Here is a 22,323-nt window from a genome sequence, read left to right on the forward strand (position 1 = left end):
TTAGAAGCCCAAACTTGATAATAGATCATCAACTTCATCTTGATCAGATACAACATCATTACGCGTTTCTTTATCAATAATAGGCCCTTCGGGACCTGCTAGTGTTTGTGCAACAATGGGATCTTCTATTTTTTCTGGTTGTTCAGTTGGTTCAACCTCACCACCTTGCGCTGCAAATGCAGTTAACAGGTGAATTAAACTTTCTTCAACTTCACGGACAAGTTCAATAACACGGCGAATAACCTGACCGGTTAAATCTTGATAGTCTTGAGCCATCAGTACATTAGTCATCAGCATTTGTAACTCATCGGTTTTGTGATGAGAACTGCTCATAAACTTATCAATACTATGACAAAGTGATTTAAACTCACCAAGCTCTATTTCGCGGTTCATTAAACGATCCCACGTTGGCTTGATATCAGCTATTTCGTCAGCGATTTCTTGTGCTAATGGTAAGCTTGCTTCAACCGCATCCATTGTCTTATTGGCTGCGCTTTCTGTCATTTCCATGACATAGTTAAGGCGTTTTTTAGCGTCAGGGATGGCATCAGTGGTAATGTCTGTTAAACGCGTGTCTAACTCGAAACTTTTTAAAGCTTCGTGCAGTTGACGCGTCAACTTACCCACCTCAGCAAATAACTGTGATTGCTCTTGTGAAGCTGTTTCTAAAATTAACTGATTCGCTTTATCTTGCTCACCATTTTCTAAAAAAACAACTAACTGGCGAGCTTGTTCTAAAGTAATCTGAGGCGCAGCAGGTGCTGACATAAGCCTCTCCCTCTCATTAACCTAAGCGTTCGAACACTTTTTCTAATTTAGTTTTCAATGTACCTGCAGTAAATGGTTTAACAATATAACCATTAACACCTGCTTGGGCCGCAGCAATTATTTGTTCTTTTTTAGCTTCTGCTGTAACCATTAAAACAGGAATATGCTTTAATTTTTCATCAGCTCGAATTGCCCTTAAAAGATCAATACCTTGCATGCCTGGCATATTCCAATCTGTTACAACAAAATCAAACGCTTGATTTTGCAACATAGGCAAAGCAGTTGACCCGTCATCTGCTTCTTGAACATTGGTAAAACCTAAATCGCGCAACAGGTTTTTAATAATACGTCTCATTGTTGAGAAATCATCAACAACAAGAATTTTAATGTTTTTATCCAAAACATCCTCCAGTGAGGCCTGAACCTTTATTTACTTACTTCTAGTTTATCCAGTCATTGATTTTTGCTTTAAGCTTAATCATCGCCTGACCATGTATCTGACTTACACGCGATTCACTTACATCGAGTATATGCCCAATTTCTTTTAAATTCATCTCATCGTTATAGTATAAAGAAAGCACCATTGCATCTTTTTCCGGTAACGACTTTATTGCACTGAGTAAAGACTCATTAAACCGTTCATTTTTAACATTATTGAACGGTTTGTCTAGTGCTAAATCTTGGCCATGAGGTGTAATCACATCGTCATCTATACCAAGGTCTTCAATGCCTAACACTTTGCTTACATTTACATCGTTTAAAATATGATGGTACTCATTTAGCGAAATTTCAAGTTTTTCAGCAACTTCACTATCTTTAGGCTCACGGTTTAAACTGTTCTCAAGCGCAACAATAGTCTCTGCAACCAAACGGCTTTTTCTGTGAACTGAACGTGGAACCCAATCGCCTCGGCGCATTTCGTCTATCATCGCACCACGAATACGAATACCGGCAAAGGTTTCAAAGCTTGCGCCTTTACTTGCATCAAAGTTTTTTGAAGCTTCAATTAAACCAATCATACCCGATTGAATTAAATCATCTAGCTGCACACTGGCCGGTAAACGAGCAATTAAATGGCACGCCACTTTTTTGACTAATGAGGCATGCTTTTCAACAATCATATTTAAATTCTGTGTTGACTGATATCCCATAGCTCTATTCACCGGTATTGTCATTGTTAGTTACTAACTAGTTTCTCAATGAAAAACTCTAAATGACCCGAGGCTTGACTAGGTGTTGGCCACTTAGCAATTTTTGTCGCCAGTGTTTTAAAAGCAATCGCAGCAGGCGACCCAGGAAAAACCTCAACAATTACTTTTTGGCGGCGCGTTGATTTGCGCATATTTTCATCATATGGAACCGTTGCAACCAACTCCATCGATATATCTAAAAATCGGTCGGTAACCTTTGAAAGTTTTGCAAACAATTCCTGCCCCTCGCGTAAACTACGCACCATATTGGCAACAATTTTAAATTTATAAACGCCGTGCTCACGGCTTAGTACTTTAATTAAAGCATAGGCATCGGTAATTGATGTAGGCTCATCACATACCACCACAACCACATCTTGCGCTGCGCGAGAAAAACTCAGCACCATATCGGAAATACCCGCAGCGGTATCAACAATTAAAATATCAAAATCGGTGTTAAGTTCACTAAATGCACGAATAAGTCCAGCGTGCTCTGAGGGTGATAACTCAACCATACTTTGCGAACCCGATGTTGCAGGCACTATTTTTATGCCTGCGGGACCTTCGACTAAAATATCATCAAGTTCACATTCGCCCGATAAAACATGAGATAAATTACGCTCAACGCGCAGTCCAAGCATCACATCACAATTCGCTAATCCTAAATCAGCATCTAGTACAAGCACACGTTTGCCTTGTTGGCCTAACGCGATTGCCGTGTTAAGGGATACGTTCGTTTTACCCACTCCACCTTTGCCGCCGGTGACAGCGATAACTTTTACGCCGTTATTATTATTCTTGCTCATTTTGCGAAGGCCGCTTGCTTGATCTAAAACTGTGTTAATCATACATCTCTACTGTGCTCGACGCCACTGATTGGTGTCGTGATTGTTGTGCTTTTATTCTTTTTAAATACAATTGCTCAGCTTTTTTTACTAGTTTTTCGGCATTTGCCACTCTAATATCTTCTGGTACTCGCTGACCGTTAGTAAGATACCCTATTGGGAGACGATTTTGAATCGCAATACTAATAATCTCACCTAAACTCAATGACTCATCAAGTTTAGTAAAAATACATCCACTTAGCTGTACTTTTTTAAAGTGCCTTACTGTTTCTTGTAATACATTAATTTGCGCCGTCGCACTTAATACTAAATAACTACGTATATCAACACGCTGATTACGCATCAAGGTGTTTAACTGCTCGGTTAAGCGTAAATCACGTTGACTCATTCCTGCTGTATCAATTAAGACTAGACGTTTATTTCGTAAATGGTATAAAACTTCTGCTAATTCATTTGCATCTTTAACTTGTTTAACGCCACAACCTATAATACGACCATACGTTGCTAGCTGCTCATAAGCACCAATACGGTAGGTATCGGTAGTAATAAGCGCTACTTTATCGGCACCGTATTTTTGTGCACCCAATGCTGCCAGTTTTGCAACTGTGGTGGTTTTACCCACGCCAGTAGGTCCGACTAACGCAAAAACACCGCCTTGGCGAAGTATTTCGTTGTTCGTGGTTTGCATTTGATCTTCAACCATGTTCAATAAAGCTTTCCAGCCTTGTTGGCGAGACACATCGTCTGGTACAAAACATGCCATTTGCTCAGCAACATTTTTTTCTATCCCCATACCGACTAAGCGGTCAATCATACATGCACGGGTCGGGTCGCGACGTGCCATATCTTGCTGCATTAAACCTGATACTTGGTGCTCTAATAGTTGACGAATTGCGTTCATTTCTTCACGCATTGTGCTGATGTCACTGGATTCTTTATGCATTGTTTGCTGACGCGGTGCGCTAGGTGAATCTAAATCGTCAAAGCCACTGTCTAAGTCGTCAAAACCTAAGCTATCGGCTTGGGTACGAGGGCGCACTGGCGCGCTTTGTTCACGTTCAAACATATTTTTAGGTCGTGATTGCACAGGCTCTTGTTCTTGATAGTGACCAGAAGTGTCAATGCCAGAGTGTGAAAACATTGAAGCAAGCTCTGCTGAACGAGGACGTGGAGACTGACGCTCTAGTAAAGCTTGTAAGCTATCTGCAACCTTTGCCTGTGGCTTAGGTTGAGCGCGTTGCGGTTCTGGTTTAACAAAATTATGTGAACTTTGCTCAGTATGTGCAAATGAAGCTCTTTCAGCAGGTTGGCTTTGAGGCTGCTCTGGCGGTTTTGTCGCTGCTTTGTCGTAATCAACTGCAGCAACAATTTCAACGCCATTAGCTAGTTTTTTATTTGACATAATAACCGCATCAACACCCAACTCTTCTTTTACTTCTTTTAGTGCAGTGCGCATGTCTTTAGCAAAAAAACGTTTAATTTTCATAATTCAAACCCCTTTAAAATCTTATTGTTGGCCTACAGAGCTGACAATCTTGATCTGTCTTTCATCTGGTATCTCTTGATAAGACATCACTCGCAATCCTGGAATGGTGTATTTAACAAATCGAGATAACACAGTGCGTAACATTCCTGACGTTAGCAATATTGAAGGTTCACCGGCCATTTCTTGATTTTGATGCGCTTCATTCAATGATGTTTGAAGTCTATCAGCAAGCCCTGGTTCTATTCCGGCACCTTCATCACCTGCATTTTGAAGTGACTGATGCAACATCTGTTCCAACTCAGGCGCCAAGGTTATGACAGGGATTTCAGAAGACATACCAACGGCATCTTGAACGATTAATCTACGCAGTGATATTCGCACTGCAGCCGTTAATACATCTGGGTCTTGGCTACGAGGGCCATACTCAACAAGGGTTTGAACAATTGAGCGCATATCTCGTATTGCCACCCCTTCGTTTAATAAATTTTGTAGTACTTTAACGATGGTGGTCAGCGGTAATACCTCAGGTACAAGTCCTTCAACTAAGCGAGGGTGACTCTTACCTAACATATCTAATAAGTTCTGTACTTCTTCATGTCCGAGTAATAATGCGGCGCTATTGGTGAGTAACTGGCTAATATGGGTTGCCACCACGGTAGCCGAATCAACCACCGTGTAACCTAAAGACTGTGCTTCATCTTTTTGATCAGGTTTTATCCAAACTGCATCTAAACCAAACGCAGGATCTTTAGTTTCAATTCCTTTTAGCGGGCCAAATACTTGGCCTGGGTTAATCGCTAATTCATCACCATGTTTAAGCTCACCCTCACCACTTGATACACCCATCATGGTTATGCGGTATGCATTTGGGTCGAGTTCTAGATTATCGCGTATATGCACCGGCGGCACTAAAAAGCCCAGCTCTTGAGATAGTTTTTTACGCACTCCTTTAATACGGTTTAACAGCTCGCCACCTTGTGATTGGTCAACGAGAGGAATGAGTCGGTAACCGACTTCTAGACCAATAACATCAACTTGTTGAACATCATCCCAACCCAGTTCTTTTTGCTCTTGTTTAGCCGCAATTCCGGTACCTGAGGCGGCATTTTCGGCTTCTTCTGCTTCTGCAGCGGCTAATTTCAGTTTATTTTGCTGAGTATAGTATGCAAGGTAACCTAAAAGCGCCCCTAAGCTTAAAAATGCAAGGTGTGGCATACCTGGGACTAAGCCCATAGTAATAAGGATACCTGAGGCAATAAATAACGACTTTTCGTTACCTAATTGCTTCTTAAACTGATCGCCCATGTTGTGCGATTCATTTTGACGGGTTACAACAATTGCAGTACCAATTGAAAGTAGTAATGAAGGTAATTGCGCGACTAAGCCATCACCAATGGTCAATAGTGTGTACACTTCCATAGCGCGTGAAAAACTTAAATCATGTTGGATCATGCCAACAAATAAGCCACCCACAATATTGATCACTAAAATGACTATGCCAGCAATAGCATCACCTTTTACAAATTTACTAGCACCATCCATAGAACCATAAAAGTCAGCTTCACGGGTTACTTCCTCACGACGTTCTCTGGCTTGCTCGGCACTGATAAAACCGGCATTCATATCTGCATCTATGGCCATTTGCTTACCTGGCATAGCATCTAGAGTAAAACGCGCTGATACTTCTGAAATACGACCAGCACCTTTGGTGATTACCACAAAGTTAATGATGATCAGAATTAAAAACACCACCAAGCCCACGGCGTAGTTACCACCGATTACCACTGAACCAAATGCTTCAATAACTTTACCAGCAGCATCCCCACCGTTATGACCCTCAAGCAGTACCACCCGGGTACTGGCCACATTGAGTGCTAAGCGCATTATGGTTGCAATTAACAGCACCGCTGGGAACATCCCAAACTCAAGCGGTTTCATGGTGTATACAGTGACCAGTAATACAACTAACGCAAGCGCGATATTAAACGAAAATAATATATCAAGCAGGAATGGAGGCAGTGGTAAAATAACCATGCCCAGCGCAGCCAACACCAAAAGCGGTGTACCAACGCCCTTCGCATATTCTTTTTTATCTTTATTAAGTTGTTGTAATACCGCTTTAAATTCCATAACTCTACAATTTCAAAAAATTGACACTACGCTGAAATTGCAATAACTATTCCAAGTTAGTTGGTTAGCAGTTAATACTTAAATTCATCGGGGATAGGCAGCTTTTTATTAAGGGCAACAGGGCGTTTTCCACGGCCTTTTTTAAACCGTTTAAGCTGAAACACATAAGCAAGCACTTGAGCAACCGCAGTAAAGAGCTGATCGGGGATTTGCTCACCCACTTCTGCAGTATGATAAAGCGCTCGGGTTAAAGTTGGAGACTCAACAATAGGCACTTCATTACCCAATGCAATTTTACGAATTTGCATGGCGAGCTCATCCACACCTTTGGCTAGTACAATAGGCGCGCCTGCTCGCTCTGTATCGTATTTTAAAGCTACGGAATAGTGAGTAGGGTTGGTAACAATAACATCGGCGTCTGGCACATCCTGCATCATTCTCTTTTGCGACATTTGACGTTGGGTTTGCCTTATGCGCGCTTTAATCTGCGGATCACCTTCTGAGTTTTTATATTCGTCTTTTACCTCTTGCATAGTCATTTTAAGCTGTTTGTTATGACTATAGCTTTGAAATGGGGCGTCAATAGCAGCAATAATAATTAAGGTGCAAGACATGCCTAAAAACATCCACGCTAAAATTTCCAAAGCATGAACAATATTGCCAGGCGCACTTTCTATACTTAAATGTAAGATTTCATCAAAAAACGTATTAATTAAAAAAATAGCAAATGCGGCCACCAAGCCAAACTTTAATAATGACTTAAGCAATTCTATAGCCGCTTGTGGACCAAACATGCGGGTAAAGCCTTTCATTGGCGACATTTTACTGGCTTTGGGCGCAGCTGCTTGCCAACTAAAATTAAAGCCGCCAAGCATGGTATTACCGATAAATGCAGCCAATACAATAATGAGTACAAACATCGACATAGGAAATAACAGTACGTCGGCCACCTCTCCCCATACGGCAAACATTTTGGTGGTGTCGTAGGTTTCATTGCGGTTAAGACTCAGCATTCTTCCCATAATGCGGTACAAGCCTTTGCCAATTTCAGGCCCATACATTAATAAGGAAATAGCAGAAAAAATAAGCACAAACATGGTACCTAACTCTTTAGAACGCGCTATTTGGCCTTTCTTTTTAGCATCATCAACTTTTTTGGGGGTGGGTTCTTCGGTTTTTTCTTGTCCGGAATCTTCAGCCATTACGCTCTCCTAAGGGGAACAACCAACTAGAGTACACATCAGCTCAACCATTTTTAGCCATTGGAACTCAAACTGAGTGACAAAGTTACCGAGCGTTGCCCAAATAATAACGAGCCCTGCCACTAAGGTAAACGGGAAGCCTATCGAGAAAATATTTAACTGCGGTGCAGCACGGGTCATAATACCAAATGCCATATTAATAACCAGCATGGCGGTTAATGGTGCTAATGACAGCACTAATGCAGTGGTAAACATCCAACCACCCCATGTCACTATGTCCCAGTAATGATCAACCGCCCACCAATTGCCATCAATCGGGAGTACTTCAAAACTGTGCACCACCATTTGAATCATCATTAAATGACCATTAAACACAAAAAATAATAAGGTAGCTAATATAAGATAAAATTGCCCCACTGCAGGCACACTCATCCCATTAGAGGGGTCAACAACAGATGCAAAACCTAAACCGGTTTGCATAGCAAGAATTTGACCGGCTAACACAAACGTATTGAGTAATAGTGTGGACGCAAAACCAATTGCGACACCAATCAACATTTGTTGGAGTACCACTAAAATCATTTCAAAAGAAAATAGATTAGTAAATGTAGCAGCAGGAAGAACAGGAACAACTAAGAAGGTGACCACAACAGCCAAGCCCATTTTTATTCGAGCAGGTACGTTTTTTGCGCCAATACCCGCCATGATCATGATCATAGAGCTGATGCGCACTAAGGGCAGTAAAAAATCACTTAACCATTGAATGACAACGGAAAATGGAAATTCCATTGTTAACCTGCAATTTCGGGGATAAGCAGCACTAAGCGATTAAAAAAGTCCATTAGCTCTTGAGTAAACCAATGTCCTCCCACAATCAGGGCACTGATGGTGATTAATAAACGCGGTAAAAAACTCAGTGTTTGTTCGTTAATTGAGGTTGCTGCCTGAAACACAGCCACAACCAACCCAATAATTAAGCCAGGTACCACAATGGCAGACACCAGCTTAATCACTAAAAATAGGGCTCCACTTAAAATATCAACAAATACTTCAGGTTCCATGGACGACTCCTAATGTGATTGGTTCAATGAAGAGTGCACAACTACGTGCCCAAGCCAAAGCTTTTAGCGAGTGTACCCATCACCAAGCTCCACCCATCAACCAATACAAACAACATAATCTTAAACGGTAGCGACACAATCATGGGCGATAACATCATCATACCCATGGCCATCAATACCGATGCAACCACCAAATCGACAATCAAAAAGGGAATAAAAAACATAAAACCAATAATAAAAGCGGTTTGTAGCTCACTGGTCACAAACGCAGGAATAAGCACAACCATTGGCGTTGCTTCAGGCGAGTCAAGCTGATCGTAACCTGCTATTTTAGCAAAGGTTTCTAAATCTTTTATACGTACCTGTGAGAGCATAAACGCTTTCATTGGCTCTTTGGCTAAATCAAGTGCTTCAAGTGACGTTACTTGTTCACTTAAATACGGTTCGATAGCGCGCTCATTTATTTGCTCATAAATTGGCGCCATAATAAAAATACTTAAAAACAGCGACATACCTAGTAATACTTGGTTCGAAGGCGTTTGCTGCAAACCAATGGCTTGGCGCAAAATAGCTAAAACAACAATAATTCGAGTGAAAGAGGTCATCATGATAATGGCGGCTGGAATAAAGCTCATAGCCGTCATGATCGCCAACACTTGTAGCGTCACTGAGTAGTCTTGGGTGCCATCGGCATTAGTGGTGATCGTCAGCGCGTCAATCCCCTCGGCATTGACCCCTGGGACGAACACCATGGCAAATAGGAAAAGCAGCCATTTAGTCATAATATTAGTTCTTTTTATTTTGATTAAGTTGCGGATTCAACATTTTGCCAAACCGCTTCGCTAATTCTGGTAACTCTTTTTCTGTTAGGGGGGTTTCTAACTTGTGTAGATAATTAATACTGTGTGGAGTAACCCCTAATAGGTGCTGTGCATTATCTATTTCAACCACCATTAAGCGCTCACGTGATCCCAACGGAAGACTGCGGATCACTTTAAACTCATCGTTATTGGTTAAATTTGGATTGAGCTTTTTTACAAAAAAAGCCAACACTAAAATTAACACCACAACCATACCCAAAGATAACACCATGGATACGATATCTGTGGTCGGTGTTGCAGCATCTGTTGCTGCAAACACCGAATTGCTTAAACTGGCTAGTGCTATCATCGTAACTTTTTGATCCGTTCAACCTGGCTAATTACATCCGTTAAACGAATACCGAACTTATCGTTCACCACAACCACTTCGCCATGCGCAATCAAAGTACCATTAACTAAAACATCAAGCGGTTCGCCGGCAACCCTGTCAAGCTCAACGACCGAACCTTGGTTAAGTTGTAATAAATTACGAATATTAATTTTAGAACGCCCTACTTCCATAGAAATAGTAACGGGAATATCTAAAATAGTATCGAGTTTACGTTTTTCTTCACCGCTGAGTTCATGCTTTGAATCATCAAGCTCATCAAGCTCGGTTACTTTGACCTCAGGACTATCGTCAGTGCCTTCAGCTTCAGCAAGTGCTGCTGCCCATTCGTCCATTGTATCTTGATCATCGCTCATACTTTTAACCTTTTAATCAATTACCAGTCTAAGTCTACACCGTTTGAAAGGTGTAAATCATCTTCTAGTTCTGCTAATTCTGCATCTGAATCAATTTTTTTGCCGCCTTTGGTAAAGACATGCAGCTCAGATTTAACTGAATCAGGGCGTTTAATTTTTTCACTAATTTGTAGCGCAACGTTATCGCGTGAACGACCCATTTTAGCTCTAAATGTAGGGAGCTCTTCCACAAATACGGTAATATGCTCAGGCATTTCAACTGGAATTATATCCCCAGCTTTGAGCTCCATTATTTGTTTTAAGCTTAAATCAACTTCAAGTAGCTGGGTCGATAAATCGACTTCTACGTCCATTATTTCGTCACGAAGCGCCTTACTCCAACGTAAATCGGTATCTTCAGTATCAGACTGAACACCCGCATCCAATAGCTCTCTGATAGGTTCGAGCATTGAATAAGGTAGCGCAATATGAAAGTCTCCCCCGCCACCATCCAGCTCAATATGAAAAGAGCTGATAACCACTACTTCGGTTGGGCTAACAATATTAGCCATCGCAGGGTTTACCTCAGAATCGAGGTACTCGAACGACACATCCATCACCGGTGCCCATGCTTCTTTGTAATCTTCAAAGATTATTTTTAGCAGCATTTGCACGATTCGGCGTTCTGTTGGGGTAAATTCACGTCCTTCAATTTTGGCATGATAACGGCCATCGCCACCAAAGAAGTTGTCTACCAGTATAAATACTAAGCGTGCTTCCATGGTAATAAGGCCGGTGCCTTTTAGTGGGCGAAAACGCACCATATTCAAACTCGTTGGTACAAACAAGGTATGTATGTACTCACCGAACTTGATCATTTGCACGCCGTTAATTGACACCTCAGCGGTGCGGCGCATCATGTTAAATAAGCTAATTCGCATGTGACGGGCAAATCGCTCGTTAACAATTTCAAGTGTCGGCATGCGACCACGCACGATGCGATCTTGCGAAGAAAAGTCGTACTGTAGTGTACTTCCCTCACCATCTTCACCGTCGTGTATATCTTCCTCTTCGACTTCATCGACACCATGTAATAGTGCATCAATTTCGTCTTGGGATAATAAATCGCTCACACTGGCCCCTTATTGCATCACAAAGCCGGTAAATAGTACCCGCTCAATTACTTTATTCCCTTCAACATCCATCATAGCGGCCTGTACTTTATCAAGTGCAGTAAAACGCAGTGTTTCTTTGCCTACACTGGTGCTAAGTTCATCAGCCGTTGTCATGGAAAATACACTCAGGAGTGTGCCTTCAATCAGTGGAATGTGTTTTTTAGCCGTTTCTTCATTACCATCGCCGCGCACTAATAATTGCACTTTAATCTGTACAATTCTATCGCGACTAGCCCCTGGCACATTAAAAATAAACGGTCTAGGCATCGCAACATATAAAGCACTGCCAACCGTTGCCGAAGAACTTGTTGGCGCAGCAGCTACCTCACCATTGGCAGCATCATCTGCAAGGGTTTCTACTGGCTCATCACCACCTGATAATAAAAAGTACCCTGCCACAGCGCCAACAATAAGTAATACAGCGGCAATAATTATTATGAGTTTGCTTTTACTTTTACTTACTTCTTCTATTTCTAAATTAGTATCTTCAGCCATTGTATTTCCTTTATTTGCAAAGGTATTTGCTTGTTTTAACTATTATAATAGCAGGACTTAGGCATAGTAATCTATTGATGATGACGTTTGTTGTCCAGAACCCTGTATTTGCTTATCTGGTTGCTCACTATTTGTCTCATCTGTAGAGCGATTATTGGCCATTTGCCCTTGTGCATCACCTTCTTGTTGCTGTGCTTGCTCACCTGAGGAATCACCGTAAGAAATACTGCTTTCACCTAGTTCTAAACCTTGCTGCATCAGCATTTCTCTAAGCCTAGGTAACGACTGCTCCAGCGCTTCTTTGGCTTGCTGGTTTTGCACTACAAAGTTGATTTGTGCTTGCTCAGCATCACTTCTAATACGAATTTGCATGCTGCCCATTTCTGGCGGATCTAGGCGAATTTCAGCTTCTTTATTATTAATACTTAACATTGAGCTAACCCGCTCTTGTAGCATTTTTGCCGCATCACTTTTAATAATGTTTAAAGCCTGTAACGTGGCAGGATCAATGCTTACTTGTTTCGCTTGTGCTGTACTTTGTAACTGTCCTGCTTGCAAGCTTTGCGCTTCAATAATAGCTTGTTCGTACCCTAAAGTATCGTATTTAGCGAGACTACTAAGCGACTGTTTGTCAAATATATTAATGATCTGAGAGAAAATTTGTGCTGCACGCGGTGGCATTTGCTCAGCATTAGTGCTGCGCATGCTCTCTTTTTGTAATGCGTCTAACTGTTTGGCAAGCTCTTCAGGGTTATCAGCTACCGATTTTGAACTCTCTAATTTTAGCTCAGGTTTTACATTGGCTGATTCAGTACCAGCCTGTGCTTTTGGCGCTATTGCTCCCGCCAAAGCATTATTTGAAAATAGTGGCTTATCTTTGGCGCTAAACAAGCTGTCCGCGTTAATCGCGGTCTCTAAATCACTGATTACTCCTTTTAGCGAGGTAAGTTCTTTCGTTGATAAAGATTCATTTTTAACGTAACCCTGCAACTGATTGAGTAAGGCCTGTTTTTCTGAGGTAGTTAACGTACTTATTTGTGCATTAATGGTCTGCTGAGGTGTTTGCGGCTTCTCACTTTCACTCACATACTTACTGAGTAATTGCTTTAAATCCGCTAGGTTATCTTTATTAATTGGCTTGCTCATCGCATTAAGCTCAGTGGCTAATTCACCTTGCTGAGCAGGTGTTAAATTTGCCAATAATTTATCTGCTTTAATGGCATTATCATCTTTTGATAACAGCGCCAAAATTGATGAGTCTAATGATGATTTTACGGTTGTGGTATCAGTCGGCTTATCGGCCACCTTATCTGTTGCTAATTGACTTGAAACAACATCGCCTTTTTGACTCGCATTAACAGCTGCTAGCGCTTTTGTGTCAAGCAGTGTCGGCTCACCTTCGCCTTTTCCTGCTAAATTAGCACCTTGTACATTTTGTGTTTGTGGAATGATTTCATCATCCACAACGGCATCACTTGGCATAGTAATAATAGGTGCCAGCTTATCTTCAGGCTTAGCGTTTATTTTAACAGCGTCTTTGTCTATTAACTGCGCACCACCATGGGGGTTATTTTTTACTGAGGTATCGATGACTTGTGCCGCATTAATTTGCGCCAGCATATCTTCACCGCTCAAAGGCTGTTCTTCGCTGGTTTGATCTTTTAGGTCGACTTGTTCATCTGATTGTTGTTTTTGTGGCACTTTGGCTTGCGCACTATGTGTTTCAGAGGCTTGGTTAGCAAGTGCTAATTGATCAAAAAAGCCCGCATCATTACTGCTGTCTAGCTTTGCTTTATCACTGTCTTTTTTAACTAAGTATGAGTCTTGCTCAGATACCGCTAACATTGAAATATCATTCATCGCCATAAATCACCTAATAAAAGCGGCAACAGCCCACCGCACAATCCTAAAAATCATTGCTCTTGTAGAATCTAAGCAATTAGCATGCCTACCTTATAGTGCTTTATGCCTTTGATAAAACTGATTAGAGGAAAACTCGTCGAGCATTTTTTGCTCATTCTTAGCGACCAATATATCCGCTTTTATCTGTTGTTTTTCAATTAACTTAGCAACCGCTTTCGCTTTTACTTGTTGCTTTAACCACAAAGTTTTACGCTGGCTAACCACCTGCTTTGCGGTATTAACAGTGCTTGCTTGTTGACGGATCGCTTCTTCAATTTTAGCAATAAATGCATGATACTGACTAAATCCGGCACTTGATAAACCCGATTGCCCCTTAATATGAAGTTGCTGCGTGTATTCAAGTCGAAAGTCATTTAAGCCTTGCAGCTTTTGCTGATTTAATTGCAAATTTTGATTAGCTTGCAAGTAGCTCATGCGTAACGTTTCTTCTTTTTCGTTTTCGAGCCTGAGCAACAAATGCAGTTTATTTTTAGCCATTATGCTTGTCCTAATAATTGCGCTAGCCCTTGAAGGCCGTCATCATAACTAATCACATCACGCATCCCTTGTTGTAAAAATGCGTTCACTCTTGGCATCATGTTTATCGCCTGATCGAGCATTTGATCACTGCCTTTTTGATAAGCGCCCAAGGTGATCATGTCTTTGTTCTGTTGATACATTGAATACACTTGCTTAAGCACACGAGCTTGTTGCATGTGCGACTCAGACACCACTTGTGGCATAACCCGTGAAATCGATTTTTCTATGTCAATGGCAGGATAATGGCCGCTGTCGGCTAAATCACGTGATAAAACAATATGTCCGTCAAGTATGGCACGTGCAGCATCAGCAATCGGGTCTTGCATGTCATCGCCTTCACTCAGTACGGTAAAAAAGGCAGTAATAGAGCCTTGCCCTTCCCCGCCATTACCCGCTCTTTCCACCAGCGCAGGTAATTTAGCAAATACTGAAGGTGGGTAGCCTTTTGTTGCAGGGGGCTCACCCACAGCCAGCGCGATTTCACGCTGTGCCATAGCATAACGCGTCACCGAGTCGAGTAATAACAATACGTTTAAGCCTTGATCTCGAAAATACTCTGCAATGGTTACCGCACTTTCGCAGCCTTTTAATCGCATTAATGGTGAGGCATCAGCGGGGGCTGCAACAACAACTGAACGTTTACGCCCTTCAACACCCAGTATTTCTTCAATAAATTCTTTTACTTCTCGACCACGCTCACCGACTAAACCCACTACAATCACATCGGCTTCACTGCCTCGGGTCATCATGCCTAATAATACTGATTTACCCACACCAGAGCCTGCAAATAAGCCCATGCGCTGGCCTTGGCCGACAGTAATCACCGAGTTAATAGCACGTACCCCCACATCCATAGGCTTACTAATGGGGCGTCTTGCAAGAGGGTTTATTGCATTTTGAGCAAATTTGAGTGTATGTTCTGCATTAATTTTACCTAAGCCATCTAAAGGTCTGCCTAAGCCGTCTACCACTCGACCAAGTAAGCTCATGCCAACAGGCAAACCTGTGTCATTAACTTGGGGGATAACTCGCGCACCAGGCAGTACGCCTGAAATGTGGTCGTTAGGCATTAAATACAAAGTTTGATCGTTAAATCCAACAATTTCAGCGTCAACAAAGCCGTTCATTGTTTCAATTTTACATTGGCTGCCTACCGGAGCGCGCAAACCTTTGGCTTCCAGTGTTAAACCAACCACACGCGTTAAAACTCCCGCGACTGCAGGCGCTGGAATTTTAATATGCCGTTGGTATTGAGATAAGCGTTCGCTTAATGAAGTATCGCTCACAGACATAACACGCCAATAAAAAAGTTAGATACCACTGTTATGCAAAAAGCTATCCAACGTTTCTTTGACACGGGTTTTCAAGGTCATATCTAAAGATGATAACGTTGTTTTAACTTCACAACCGCCCCGCTCTAGAGTGGGTTCTGCAATTAATTGCCAATGATTATCTTCAATAGCTTGTTCGCCATAACTGGTTTTTATCAGCGATAAGTCATCTGGATGAAGATGAATTCGAACTTTTTCTTGTTCTGCATTAAGTGCATCAATGCTTTTTTTCAAAGTATGTAAAATAATATCAGGTGATGTTTTTACTTCTTGATAAATAATCGCTTCACTGAGCATAGTGGCTAGCTGTACCAGCTGTTTTTCTGCTTGCTCGTCCACTTTTTTAAGCGGGTCGCTTAAACTATCTAGTAAGCCACGCAGGCTGGTCAACTGCTCATCAATTAAGGGTTTAACGTCTTCTTGGCCTTGTGTTTTACCCAGCTCTACACCTTCTTTGTAACCCGCCTCTTTACCCTCGGTTACGCCTTTGTCAAAGCCATCTATATAGCCTTGTTCGTGCCCTTGTTTAAGGCCTTCTTCGTAGGCATCTTGGCGAATACGCTCCAGCTCTACCATAGTTAATGAAGGCAGCTCTGGTTCTTCCGGTTCTTCTACTTGCTCTTTTGCTATTTCTTTACGGTATAGCTCGGCTAAGGGTGTGCCATAAGCCGTAGAGCGATTGCGAAAGCTTCGCTCATCAGGAGCAACATCAGGAATTGGCCAATTTTTTAATAACTCATCAGCTTCATCTGCATGTAATGGGCGACCTTTAGAGTGACTCATAGGTTATAAGAACTCCTCACCACCGCCACCACCAAGCATAATTTCACCTGAATCAGAAAGGCGACGTGCTGTTGATAAAATTTCTTTTTGCGCCGCTTCTACTTCACTAATGCGCACAGGAGCCATAGCCTCTAAATCATCAGCGAGCATTTCAGCAGCACGTTTTGACATGTTACCCAAAATTTTCTCTTTAAGGGCATCGTCGGTCCCTTTAATGGCTTTCATTAATACATCTTGCGGCACTTCACGCAGGATTGCTTGAATGCCTCTGTCGTCTACATCCATTAAGTTTTCGAAGACAAACATTAAGTCTTGAATTTGTTGCGACATTTCTTCGTCATGCTCACGGATTGAATCCATTAACTGCCCTTCAACATTGGTATCGAGGTAGTTCATGATATCTGCCGCAGCTTTTAAGCCACCCATTTTCGCAGCTTGTGCACCCGCTTGACCGGCAAATTGTTTTTCCATAATTTCATTCAATTCTTGCAATGCTGCCGGTTGTACTTCTTCTAAATTAGCAATACGCATGGTTAAATCGAGGCGCACTTTTTCAGGAAATTGCGCTAAAATTTCAGCCGACTGTTCAGGCTCTAGGTAAGAGAGAACAATTGTTTGAATTTGTGGATGCTCATTACGAATAATGTTAGCCACCTGTTTAGAGTCCATCCATTTTAATGAATCAAGACCTTTAGCGCCTGAGCCCATCACTATTTGGTCTATCAAGCTGGCGGCTTTATCTTCACCTAATGCGGCTGTAAGTGCTTTTTTGATGAAGTCTTCAGACTGAAAACCAATCGTACTAAAGCTTTGAATTTGTTCAATAAACAAATTATGAACCGCGCTAATTTTAGCTTGCGACAAATCATCGATTGCCGCCATGGCCATACCGACCTTTTGCACTTGTTTTGGCTCTAAGTGCTTGAGGATTTGCGCTGCATCTTCTTCAGTTAAGCTCAGCAATAATATTGCCGCTTTATCTACACCATCAAGTTTATCAACATCAAACGCTTGAGGTAGTTGTTTTTGTTCTTGATCAGTCATCTTCTGTTAACCACGCTTTCACTACTTGTGATGATAGTTCTGGTTCATTGGCTACAAGGGCACGAACCGCTTTGAGTAAGTCTTCGTCGCCGTGTAGGTCTGGTAAGCGTAGTGTACCATCGCTTGAGAAGCCAACAGAAGCAGAATCAAAGTCATTATTTAGCATATCTAATGTGCTGTCACCAAGATCAACACCTGAACTAAGAGAATCTTCATCGTATTCTTCAAGTGTATTATCTGGGTAGATTAAGCGTTTAAGCATAGGTTTAACGACAGCTAAAATCAGTACAATAATAACCAGTGCACCTAATACTAAGCGCATCATTTTCATAAACCAATCTTGTTCCCATAAAGGCAACTCGAAATCAAGCGCTGAGTCTTCACGAACAAATGGTACGGTCACTACTTCAAGTGCATCGCCACGTTGCATATCAAAGCCTACGCCACCTTGTAACAAGCGACGAATATTTGACAGGGCTTCAACCGAGCGTGGCGTCATAGTTGTTTCACCATTTTCACCCACCGTAGGCAGGTAATCAACCGCAACAGAGACGCTTATTCTGCGGATCACTCCAGTTTGCTGACGCTTATGTGAAATAGTGGTATCGAGTTCATAGTTACGAGTGGCTTCTTTGTGAGTTCTACTCGGTGAGGTTGCAGTGCCTGCACCGCCCGCCATCGCATCTTCAGGAATAGTTGAGTTAACTGGTGGCTGATTAGTAAGCGCGCCTGGAATACCAACCGCTAGGCCACCAATATTATTTTCTTCAAAGGTCGTTTCACTTCTTACCGCAGGTAAATCTGGGTTGTAACGTTTTTGTGTTTCTTCTACCGCACTAAAGTCCATACTTAAATCTACTTGTGCGGTGTAATTACCTAATCCAACCACGGGGATCAAAATACTGTCGATTTTTTCTAGGTATTCTTGCTCACGTTTACGTTCTATATCGTATTCTTTACGCGAGCGTGCAGCTAAAGAGGTTTGCGAGCCTGAATTTAATAAACGACCATTTTGATCGGTCACAGTAACGCGCGAAGGCTCAAGCCCTTGTACCGCTGAAGCTATCATATCAACAACCGAGTCAACTTCTTCGCCATCTAAAGAGCGACCGCGTTTAAGAGTAAGTACAACAGTTGCAGAGGGTTTTTTCTCTCTACGGGCAAACACATTTTCTTTGGGAATCGCTAACAATACTTTGGCGCGAGTAACATTATTTAGCTCTTCTATAGTACGGGCAAGTTGTTGCTCACGGCCATGTTTAAGGCGCTCACGCTCTAAACGTTGGCTTACCCCAAACCCCATGTCTTGCATAATAATGTCGCTACCTGATGTAGGCCCTTGATCTAAACCTTCACGGGTCATCAATAACTTGATATTTTGATATTCAGTTTCATCCACCGAGACCACATTGCCATCAAGTTGGTAGTCAATTTTTTGTGCATCTAAAAAGTCGAGTGTTTCTATTAACTCTTCAGTTTGCATTTTACCTAAAGGGCGCATATCTGGCTGACGAGCCCAAATAATAACGAAAATAGCAATGGCTAAACAAATAGCTAATGCAACAATCAGGGTAATTTGACGTAAAACATCAACACCGCCAAGGGCACTGAAATAGCCTGATTTTTGCTCTTGTTGATCTTCGTTTTCACTTTGCTCCATCATGCCATCAGCAAGTGCCAGATCTGTAGATTGATTAGATTGCGCCACAATAATTCTCCACTACCTAGTTAAACAGGCATGTTCATAATTTCTTTATAAGACTCAACAAGCTTATTACGAACCTGTACCGTAGCTTCAAATGCCACAGAAGACTTTTGCGAAGCAATCATAGCCTCGGCAAGTGATACGCTTCTGTCGCCATTCTCTACCGCTTTTACTTTTTGCCCTGTGTCTTGCTGAAGTTCATGCACTGTATTAAGGGCATTACTCAACATGTCACCAAACTGTGCTGTAGAGGTTGATTGCACTTGCGTTGGCAAGTTATTAACTTGATTACTACGTGTGGCCTCCGCAGCCATTGATTGCATTTCTTGAAATAAAGCACTGTTTTGAATTTTCATAATTGTCTCTGATAATGCAGTAAACTCTTAAAGAGAATAAAGCACAAAACATGCCAAAAATTAAAACCAATTAAAACAACGCTTTAAGTAAAATAATTAAGCAGTCAGAGTTTTGACAGCCCTAAATTCAAGTGATTGAACTTAGGGCTTATGGGGGTTATGCTGGGAGGGAAATACCTAAATCACGCATTTGTGCTAATTTGTAGCGTAAAGTACGCGGGCTAATACCTAATGTTTCGGCGACCTCTTTACGTTTTCCTTGGCAGCGTGCCAAGGTTTCTAAAATAATACGATGTTCTTTATCTTTAAGCTCATCTTTGTAACTACCAGTATCGACGGCTAACAAATCATTTTTTTGCTCATCTGCAGGCGCTGCTTTTTCATCATAATAAGCGTTACTGAGACTACTTTTTACAGGCTCAATGTCAGCTTTAGTTTCTGCCACAAAATGCGTTGGGGCTAGATTTTCGATAAAAATAGCATGCTCATCAATACTATTTCCACTGCGTAAAATTAATGCTCGCTGGATAACGTTATCTAGTTCGCGTACGTTACCGGGCCAGCTATGGCTAAGCAGTTTTTGCTCTGCACTGCTATCTAAATACGCCATTGGCTCTTTGCTTTTACTTAAGTGACGTTCAATCAAATGCTTAGCCAACACAATAATGTCCCCTGGGCGCTCACACAGTGGTCGCCATAGCAGTGGGAAAACATTGAGTCGATAGTATAAATCTTCGCGGAACTGGTTTTCAGCAACCGCTTCTTTTAACTCTCGGTTACTTGTGGCAAGCACACGTACATCCAGTGCAATGGTTTTACGACCACCTAAACGCTCAACTTCACGCTCTTGTAGTACACGTAACAGCTTGGCTTGCAGGCCTAAATCCATTTCGGTGATTTCATCAAGTAAAATAGTACCCCCCTGCGCTTGTTCAAACTTACCAGGACAAGCCTGTATCGCACCGGTAAACGCACCTTTTTCATAACCAAATAAAGTGGCTTCGAGCATATTTTCTGGAATAGCAGCGCAATTAATCGCTACAAACGGTTCATTACAGCGTTTTGATTTGTCATGAATATAACGCGCCAGTACTTCTTTACCAGAGCCACTTGGCCCAAGCACCATCACACTGGCATCTGATCGAGCAACTTTATTAGCAAGTTCGAGTAATTGAATACTACTAGGGTCGGCGACAATGGGCCCGTCTGTTTCTTTTTCTTTTTCTGGTAAGTAACGACTCACCATATTCAATAGCACTTCTGGTGCAAATGGCTTAGCCATATAATCAATCGCGCCTAAACGCATAGCCTCTACAGCATCATCAATAGTGGCATAGGCCGTCATCATTAGTACGGGTAAATCAGGGTAATTTAATTTAATACTACGTAATAAATCCAAGCCGCTCATTGCGCCCATTTGTACATCACTGACCACCAATGAAAATACTTCTTTTTTTAGTAGCACCATGGCTTGCTCGGCACTATTGGCGGCCATACAGGCTATACCTGACATTTCAAGCGTATCAATTAATGCTTCACGAAGTCCGGCGTCATCTTCTACAACTAAAATAGTGTTACTCATTGTGACTCCCCTAATTTAGATGTGACACTAATAGGTAGCAACATACTAAAAATTGCTCCCCCTTGTGGGTTGTTGTCTGCTTCAACACGTCCCTGATGTGCACTGGCCACTGAACTTACAACGGCAAGTCCTAAACCAGTACCTTGGCTTTTAGTGGTATAAAAGGGTTCAAATATTTTTTCAGTTTGTGCTAAATCAAGCCCAGGGCCATTATCACTAACACTAATGCGGACATAATCAGGGTCTTGTATATCACGCAAAGCACTAAGATGTACTTGTGCACCACTGCCAATGACTTGAATACTATTATGAATTAGGTTTTGAATTGCGCTTGCCAATGCTGTTTTGTTACCCATAATTTCAATATCAGGCTCAGGTAAGCTCACATTTAATTCGCTATCATTGAGCGCTACCATAGCATCGGCACCGGCTTTAACTTCACTTAGTAGCTGTTGCATCGACACTTGCTCAACAACTTGTTGATCACCACTTTTAGCAAATAACAGCATGTCGTTTACTTGGGTTTCTAAATCTTTTAAACGTGACATTAATTTAGTATGAAAACTGCCGCGAGACGCTTCGGGTAAGCGTTTTGAGCCTAAATTTGCGGCATACAACATAGCCGCTGATAACGGTGTGCGTACTTGATGAGCTAAAGACGCCACCATTTTACCTAAGGCACTTAAACGCTGCATATGCGCGACTCGCTTTTGTAAGCGTCGGGTTTCGGTTAAATCGGTCATTAGTATAAGTTGCCCAGGCTCAGGCGCGAGTGCAGTAATATCGAGCTTTATTAAGCGTCCATCTTTTAACGACACTTCATGACCATCATCTTGATGAGGACGAAATGAGCGCTGAATAACGCTAAACCACTTCTCTCCTTCTAATGGCTCGCCGAGCATATCGATAGCTATTTGGTTTGCCTTAGCGATCATTCCTTTACCATCGAGTACAATCACGCCCGCAGGCATGGTATCAACCAGATGAGAGAGCCAACTTGCTTGTTGACGCAAATCACTCAACTCACCAACATACTCCTCTTGCAGTAAACATGGGTTATACTGATTAGCAGAAATAAACTGGGGTTTTAGCACACTTGCAAGGGCCATAATCAACTCTCTAAAATAATGTAGATACACTGGCTAATGCACAATATGTACCAAAATTATTTCATAATAATATCA

At 41.9% G+C, this 22,323-nt stretch carries 23 protein-coding genes; all 23 read right to left on the reverse strand.

All coding sequences use genetic code 11. From position 1 onward, the window contains the following. A complete protein-coding gene (locus N523_RS0114715) occupies window positions 1-768 on the reverse strand; it encodes a protein phosphatase CheZ (RefSeq protein ID WP_028833990.1) in 768 nt (255 codons plus the stop codon). A 16-nt stretch (window positions 769-784) separates the two neighbouring features. Beyond that, window positions 785-1,168: a chemotaxis response regulator CheY gene (gene cheY, locus N523_RS0114720; protein WP_008112210.1), complete on the reverse strand. Its 384-nt coding sequence runs from the start codon at window positions 1,166-1,168 to the stop codon at window positions 785-787. A gap of 40 nt (window positions 1,169-1,208) precedes the next feature. After that, window positions 1,209-1,919, reverse strand: coding sequence for an RNA polymerase sigma factor FliA (locus N523_RS0114725; protein WP_008112209.1), 711 nt, complete (start codon window positions 1,917-1,919; stop codon window positions 1,209-1,211). A gap of 26 nt (window positions 1,920-1,945) precedes the next feature. Beyond that, on the reverse strand, window positions 1,946-2,806 hold the full coding sequence (locus N523_RS0114730) for a MinD/ParA family ATP-binding protein (RefSeq protein ID WP_010387928.1): 861 nt from the start codon (window positions 2,804-2,806) through the stop codon (window positions 1,946-1,948). Then, entirely contained in the window at window positions 2,799-4,289 is a 1,491-nt protein-coding gene (gene flhF / locus N523_RS0114735) for a flagellar biosynthesis protein FlhF (RefSeq protein WP_028833989.1), read from the reverse strand. Before flhF ends, N523_RS0114730 begins: the two co-directional genes overlap by 8 nt. A 21-nt stretch (window positions 4,290-4,310) precedes the next feature. Further along, the gene (gene flhA, locus N523_RS0114740) at window positions 4,311-6,419 is read right to left on the reverse strand and encodes a flagellar biosynthesis protein FlhA (RefSeq protein ID WP_008112204.1); all 2,109 of its coding nucleotides are present in this window, start codon (window positions 6,417-6,419) and stop codon (window positions 4,311-4,313) included. Window positions 6,420-6,490: 71 nt separating this feature from the next. Beyond that, window positions 6,491-7,621 (reverse strand): flagellar biosynthesis protein FlhB, encoded by a 1,131-nt coding sequence (flhB, locus tag N523_RS0114745; RefSeq protein ID WP_013465550.1) that lies wholly within the window; start codon window positions 7,619-7,621, stop codon window positions 6,491-6,493. A gap of 9 nt (window positions 7,622-7,630) precedes the next feature. After that, a complete protein-coding gene (gene fliR, locus N523_RS0114750) occupies window positions 7,631-8,410 on the reverse strand; it encodes a flagellar biosynthetic protein FliR (protein WP_013465551.1) in 780 nt (259 codons plus the stop codon). Window positions 8,411-8,412: 2 nt separating this feature from the next. Continuing rightward, window positions 8,413-8,682, reverse strand: a complete 270-nt coding sequence (locus tag N523_RS0114755; RefSeq protein WP_010387922.1) for a flagellar biosynthetic protein FliQ — start codon at window positions 8,680-8,682, stop codon at window positions 8,413-8,415. Between the two features lie 41 nt (window positions 8,683-8,723). Further along, window positions 8,724-9,464 (reverse strand): flagellar type III secretion system pore protein FliP, encoded by a 741-nt coding sequence (gene fliP / locus N523_RS0114760; protein WP_013465552.1) that lies wholly within the window; start codon window positions 9,462-9,464, stop codon window positions 8,724-8,726. A gap of 4 nt (window positions 9,465-9,468) precedes the next feature. Further along, window positions 9,469-9,852, reverse strand: coding sequence for a flagellar biosynthetic protein FliO (gene fliO / locus N523_RS0114765; RefSeq protein ID WP_024602027.1), 384 nt, complete (start codon window positions 9,850-9,852; stop codon window positions 9,469-9,471). Then, a complete protein-coding gene (gene fliN, locus N523_RS0114770; RefSeq protein ID WP_013465554.1) occupies window positions 9,849-10,247 on the reverse strand; it encodes a flagellar motor switch protein FliN in 399 nt (132 codons plus the stop codon). Before fliN ends, fliO begins: the two co-directional genes overlap by 4 nt. 20 nt (window positions 10,248-10,267) lie before the next feature. Beyond that, entirely contained in the window at window positions 10,268-11,359 is a 1,092-nt protein-coding gene (gene fliM / locus N523_RS0114775) for a flagellar motor switch protein FliM (protein WP_010387912.1), read from the reverse strand. Between the two features lie 9 nt (window positions 11,360-11,368). Then, a complete protein-coding gene (gene fliL / locus N523_RS0114780) occupies window positions 11,369-11,896 on the reverse strand; it encodes a flagellar basal body-associated protein FliL (protein WP_013465555.1) in 528 nt (175 codons plus the stop codon). A 57-nt stretch (window positions 11,897-11,953) separates the two neighbouring features. Further along, the gene (locus N523_RS0114785) at window positions 11,954-13,762 is read right to left on the reverse strand and encodes a flagellar hook-length control protein FliK (RefSeq protein WP_028833988.1); all 1,809 of its coding nucleotides are present in this window, start codon (window positions 13,760-13,762) and stop codon (window positions 11,954-11,956) included. Between the two features lie 87 nt (window positions 13,763-13,849). Beyond that, the gene (fliJ, locus tag N523_RS0114790; protein ID WP_028833987.1) at window positions 13,850-14,296 is read right to left on the reverse strand and encodes a flagellar export protein FliJ; all 447 of its coding nucleotides are present in this window, start codon (window positions 14,294-14,296) and stop codon (window positions 13,850-13,852) included. After that, on the reverse strand, window positions 14,296-15,630 hold the full coding sequence (gene fliI / locus N523_RS0114795) for a flagellar protein export ATPase FliI (RefSeq protein ID WP_008112184.1): 1,335 nt from the start codon (window positions 15,628-15,630) through the stop codon (window positions 14,296-14,298). Before fliI ends, fliJ begins: the two co-directional genes overlap by 1 nt. A gap of 18 nt (window positions 15,631-15,648) precedes the next feature. Beyond that, a complete protein-coding gene (fliH, locus tag N523_RS0114800; RefSeq protein WP_013465558.1) occupies window positions 15,649-16,452 on the reverse strand; it encodes a flagellar assembly protein FliH in 804 nt (267 codons plus the stop codon). Between the two features lie 3 nt (window positions 16,453-16,455). After that, entirely contained in the window at window positions 16,456-17,496 is a 1,041-nt protein-coding gene (fliG, locus tag N523_RS0114805) for a flagellar motor switch protein FliG (RefSeq protein ID WP_013465559.1), read from the reverse strand. Beyond that, on the reverse strand, window positions 17,489-19,204 hold the full coding sequence (gene fliF / locus N523_RS0114810; protein WP_008112179.1) for a flagellar basal-body MS-ring/collar protein FliF: 1,716 nt from the start codon (window positions 19,202-19,204) through the stop codon (window positions 17,489-17,491). The genes fliG and fliF overlap by 8 nt, the downstream gene beginning before the upstream one ends. A gap of 20 nt (window positions 19,205-19,224) precedes the next feature. Beyond that, on the reverse strand, window positions 19,225-19,557 hold the full coding sequence (gene fliE / locus N523_RS0114815; RefSeq protein ID WP_016899229.1) for a flagellar hook-basal body complex protein FliE: 333 nt from the start codon (window positions 19,555-19,557) through the stop codon (window positions 19,225-19,227). Window positions 19,558-19,714: 157 nt separating this feature from the next. Further along, a complete protein-coding gene (locus tag N523_RS0114820; RefSeq protein WP_028833986.1) occupies window positions 19,715-21,139 on the reverse strand; it encodes a sigma-54-dependent transcriptional regulator in 1,425 nt (474 codons plus the stop codon). Beyond that, window positions 21,136-22,248, reverse strand: a complete 1,113-nt coding sequence (locus tag N523_RS0114825) for a sensor histidine kinase (protein ID WP_028833985.1) — start codon at window positions 22,246-22,248, stop codon at window positions 21,136-21,138. The genes N523_RS0114820 and N523_RS0114825 overlap by 4 nt, the downstream gene beginning before the upstream one ends. Window positions 22,249-22,323 lie beyond the last annotated feature (75 nt).

The organism is Pseudoalteromonas sp. 23_GOM-1509m (assembly GCF_000518425.1).
In the GTDB taxonomy this organism is placed as follows: domain Bacteria; phylum Pseudomonadota; class Gammaproteobacteria; order Enterobacterales; family Alteromonadaceae; genus Pseudoalteromonas; species Pseudoalteromonas tetraodonis.